Here is a 3,701-nt window from a genome sequence, read left to right as displayed (position 1 = left end):
CACGCCTATGCAGAAAGCTACCCTAAACCCCTCAAAAACACATGAAATTCACAGAAATGCCCCCCGCATATGCAGCCGCAACCTAATAGAAGATATTTTCTTCCCTATAGACCGTCATCCTCCCCAAAAGAACTCCCTATTCAACCCCACACCTCAACACGTTATCATCAACCCAGGAGGAATTCTCATAAACTTAAGCAATCTGAAAAAACAGGTGCCGGCGAAGCTTTATAACCGCGGGCTTGATTATTTTGAGCGGGAGTTTGTGGAACATCTTACAGAATCAGCGGCAGGGTTGATTGAAGAGCTGCAGTTCATGTATCCGAAACGGAGAGCGCTGTTGGATGAGTTGGGGAAGATAAATTAGAAAGGAGCAGCGCCAGTAACTTCCCTGGCACTGCTCCTTATTATTCCTTTTACTCAATCCGGACTAAATAAATTATTTACCTTATTTTTGCGACTGGTTCAGCAGCTGATCCAGGCGGTGGAGATGGAATGTATAGTCAAAAAGAGCGGATGCTACAATCATTAATCGAATGTTTTTCTCCTGGTTTTCTTTAGACAGGGAAAGCACTGAATCATAAAATTCGTTTCTTCGGTTTAACATATCTGCGTCTGAATGCTGAAATTCTTTGATCTTGCCTTGATATTTCAAAAATAGATACTCGTGATATTTAATCAATTCTTCCAGGTACTGATCAAATAACTGATTGACGCTTTTTTCAGACTTACTCTGAAAGTAGTGGTCATCAATTTTTTCGAGAAGCTGATTCCCTTCTTCTAATGTCTTCAGCATCTGCCTGAAAACAATCATTTCCCTGTCATTCAATTGCTTTGTTCGTGATTTTCCGAACTTGATTCTTTCCTCATCAAACAATTTGAATTGCTCCACTAAGTTTTCAAGTTCTTTCTTAAAGTTACGGGAAAGATCCTGATAGGAACCTTCTGTCAGCTCATTTGAAATTGCAGTCCTTAATAATAATGACATTTGCTGAAAAGCTGAGTGGATGTTAGTTGAAAAGCTCTTTTTATATTTCGGTGGAAAAACAACGAGATTAACTAATATAGCAGAAATCGTTCCTATTAAAATAACCGAAAATCTTTCCAGGGCAAAGTACAAATCCTCACCTGCACCGGAAGTCATGATCGCAGCTACCGTTACAAGAGTTAGCGGAATTGTGCTATCCATTTTTAATTTCAAGCTTAATGAAATCATGATCATGATAACTAAACCGATGGTGATAGGATTTTCGCCTAAAAAATAGATGAAAAACAACGAGATGGATGCACCCAGCGTATTTGTGATCAATTGATCAGGCAAGTGCTTCCAAGTCCGGTATAGCGATGGCTGTACAGCTAAAATAGCTGCAACAGCTGCAAACGCAATGTTGTCCAATCCGAAAAATCCACATATGTATATGGCAATTATAACTGCTACGCCAGTTTTAAAAATGCGAGGACCAAAAGTGATATCCATTTCTCCCTTCAGATAATAAAGAACTGGAGAAATGCATTTCCAGTCTCCAGGATCGTTTACTCTCACCAGATTTCATTAGATAAATATTATCCAGTGAATATAATGATGTCTAATTAAACTTTAAATTGCGATAGACATTATGTCAAAAGTGAATCGGTTTTATTCGAATCCTCCCTCTGTCACACGCACTTTCATTTCTTTAAATTAAATGCATGGTGAATCCATTATCATTTGAATGTAAAAAGGGACAGCCCCTGAAAGTCATTTTCACGACCTTTTGGGACAGCCCCTATCTATAACTCTGCCGTTTAATTTCTCAAAATAATATAAACGACATAAACGATATAAATGACGGCTAAAACCGAACCTTCGATCCTTGAAATCTTGTACTTGGTTCTCGCAAGGATTATCACAAGGACTGTCACACCGATCATCAGCCATACATCCGAAAATATCTTCGAATCGACAGTTAAAGGACTGATGGCTGCTGAGGTTCCTAAGATGAAGAAAATGTTGAAGATATTACTGCCGATGATATTCCCCAGAGCAATGTCCACCTGCTTCTTCAAAGCTGCGGTTACAGAGGTGACGAGCTCAGGAAGCGAAGTACCTACGGCAACTATCGTTAAGCCGACCAAAGTCTCGCTCATACCGAGTGCAAGAGCGATCTCGATACTGTTGTCGACGACGAGGGTGCCGCCGAACACGATGCCGGCAAGTCCGCCGATTGTTAAGAGCGAGTTTTTCAACTTGGATATGTTCGCCGAGTCAACGGGATTTTCTTCTGTGTTCAGGCGATCTTTCCTTGCCACTTCGAAGATATAGTAAAGGAAAACCGCGAAGAATAGCAGCAGCATAATGCCTTCTGTTCTTGTGATGAGATTGCTGTCCAACGCCTGAAGTTGAATGTCGCTGATGAGCAGCAGCAAGGCAACGGAGCCCAGTAAGGCGAAGGGAATTTCTTTCCGGATCGTCTCACTCTGGACCAGCAGAGGGAAAACGAGGGCTGTCACCCCTAAGATGAAAGTGATGTTGAAGATGTTACTGCCGACGACGTTCCCGATCGCCACATCACTGTTTCCTTCGAACGCTGCGATAAAACTGACCGACGCTTCCGGCGCGCTTGTACCGAATGCGACAATCGTCAAGCCGATCAATAAAGGCGACACCCTCAAGCTTTGCGCTATTTTTGAAGCGCCTTCCACAAAATAATCAGCTCCCTTAACTAAAAGAGCAAATCCTACCAATAATAAAAGATAAGTCAATTGTTGCTCACTTCCTTCCTATACTAAAGACATTTAATCGACTTTACTCTCTTCTATGCCAATACCCTTCAAACTAGGGTGAAAACCATAAAAAGCCGTCACAATGATTGACGAATACGGCTCCATTATTTTTTATCTGTGGGATTACGGGGCATCAGTCAATCTGAATTCATCCATTATTGTCCTCCGTTCTTTTAATATATTAATAAAGATAATATTAACCGAACTATTTCAACCTAAAAAATGGCTATTTTTGAACTAATCCTATATAAAGAACCATTTTAACACAATTTTTCTTTTATTATGTAAATTGCATTTCCCGAAATCCCACTAGTTGTTATGCAATCATAGTACAATTGTAAATTTCAAGTATGCGTGAAATTTTAGTAAATAGAGGATTGTCGATACTATTTTCATTATCTATTACAACAATGAGCGCATCAAACAAAAAATGACTGGCATGAACTTGGTAATACACCGGGCTCATGTCAGTCATTTAGCTCCATAAACTAAAGCTTTGGCTTTATGGGCTCCCTACCTAACTACTTTTTTCTAAACCTTTTGTTTAGTTAACCATGAGTCCCCATCCCTCTGTGTATCCATCATAGGGTTTACTTAATTCGTCAAGTCGTTTTTGTATATCAATTATCTCTTCGTAATTTAAAAGCATTGTTATAAAACAATAACAAGTCCATTCTTCAGTTTCCTCATCTTGTTCTAATTCACTAGTAAATCCATCACTTCTTAAAGTTTCTAAAACAGCTTTACCGTTCTTTTGATCTGGAACTGCAACCACAAAATTAACCTTTTGTGGTTCTTTAAAATCAACACCTTGTTTATATAACATTTTTAATACTTGTCCATCTTCATCTTTAGGAAATACTGTCATGTTTTCGACTCCTTTAGCTCTTGAGTAGCGAATTAGTTATTGTTAATATTTTACCACTTTTTATGATTAA

Annotated in this window: 4 protein-coding genes; 1 reads left to right on the top strand and 3 read right to left on the bottom strand. The window is 39.2% G+C overall.

Going from position 1 to position 3,701, the window contains the following annotated elements; translation table 11 throughout:
• Window positions 1–367 (top strand): hypothetical protein (locus QMA09_RS16940; protein ID WP_290213980.1); only part of this gene is annotated, 367 nt, incomplete at its 5' end.
• 81 nt (window positions 368–448) lie between these two features.
• Here the strand turns inward: QMA09_RS16940 and QMA09_RS16935 are convergent.
• The 3 genes from QMA09_RS16935 to QMA09_RS16925 all read right to left on the bottom strand — a co-directional run bounded on the left by QMA09_RS16935 (window position 449) and on the right by QMA09_RS16925 (window position 3,631).
• Complete coding sequence (locus QMA09_RS16935) at window positions 449–1,477, bottom strand: FUSC family protein (RefSeq protein ID WP_233208670.1); 1,029 nt, start codon at window positions 1,475–1,477, stop codon at window positions 449–451.
• Window positions 1,478–1,785: 308 nt separating this feature from the next.
• The gene (locus QMA09_RS16930) at window positions 1,786–2,742 is read right to left on the bottom strand and encodes a calcium/sodium antiporter (protein ID WP_204591648.1); all 957 of its coding nucleotides are present in this window, start codon (window positions 2,740–2,742) and stop codon (window positions 1,786–1,788) included.
• Window positions 2,743–3,307: 565 nt separating this feature from the next.
• Entirely contained in the window at window positions 3,308–3,631 is a 324-nt protein-coding gene (locus tag QMA09_RS16925; protein WP_290213979.1) for a ribonuclease E inhibitor RraB, read from the bottom strand.
• Between the last annotated feature and the right edge of the window lie 70 nt (window positions 3,632–3,701).

The organism is Planococcus sp. APC 3906 (assembly GCF_030407685.1).
Lineage (GTDB): Bacteria > Bacillota > Bacilli > Bacillales_A > Planococcaceae > Planococcus > Planococcus koreensis.
Note: the sequence above shows the minus strand (reverse complement) of the source record. Positions and strands in the feature narration are given on the sequence as shown.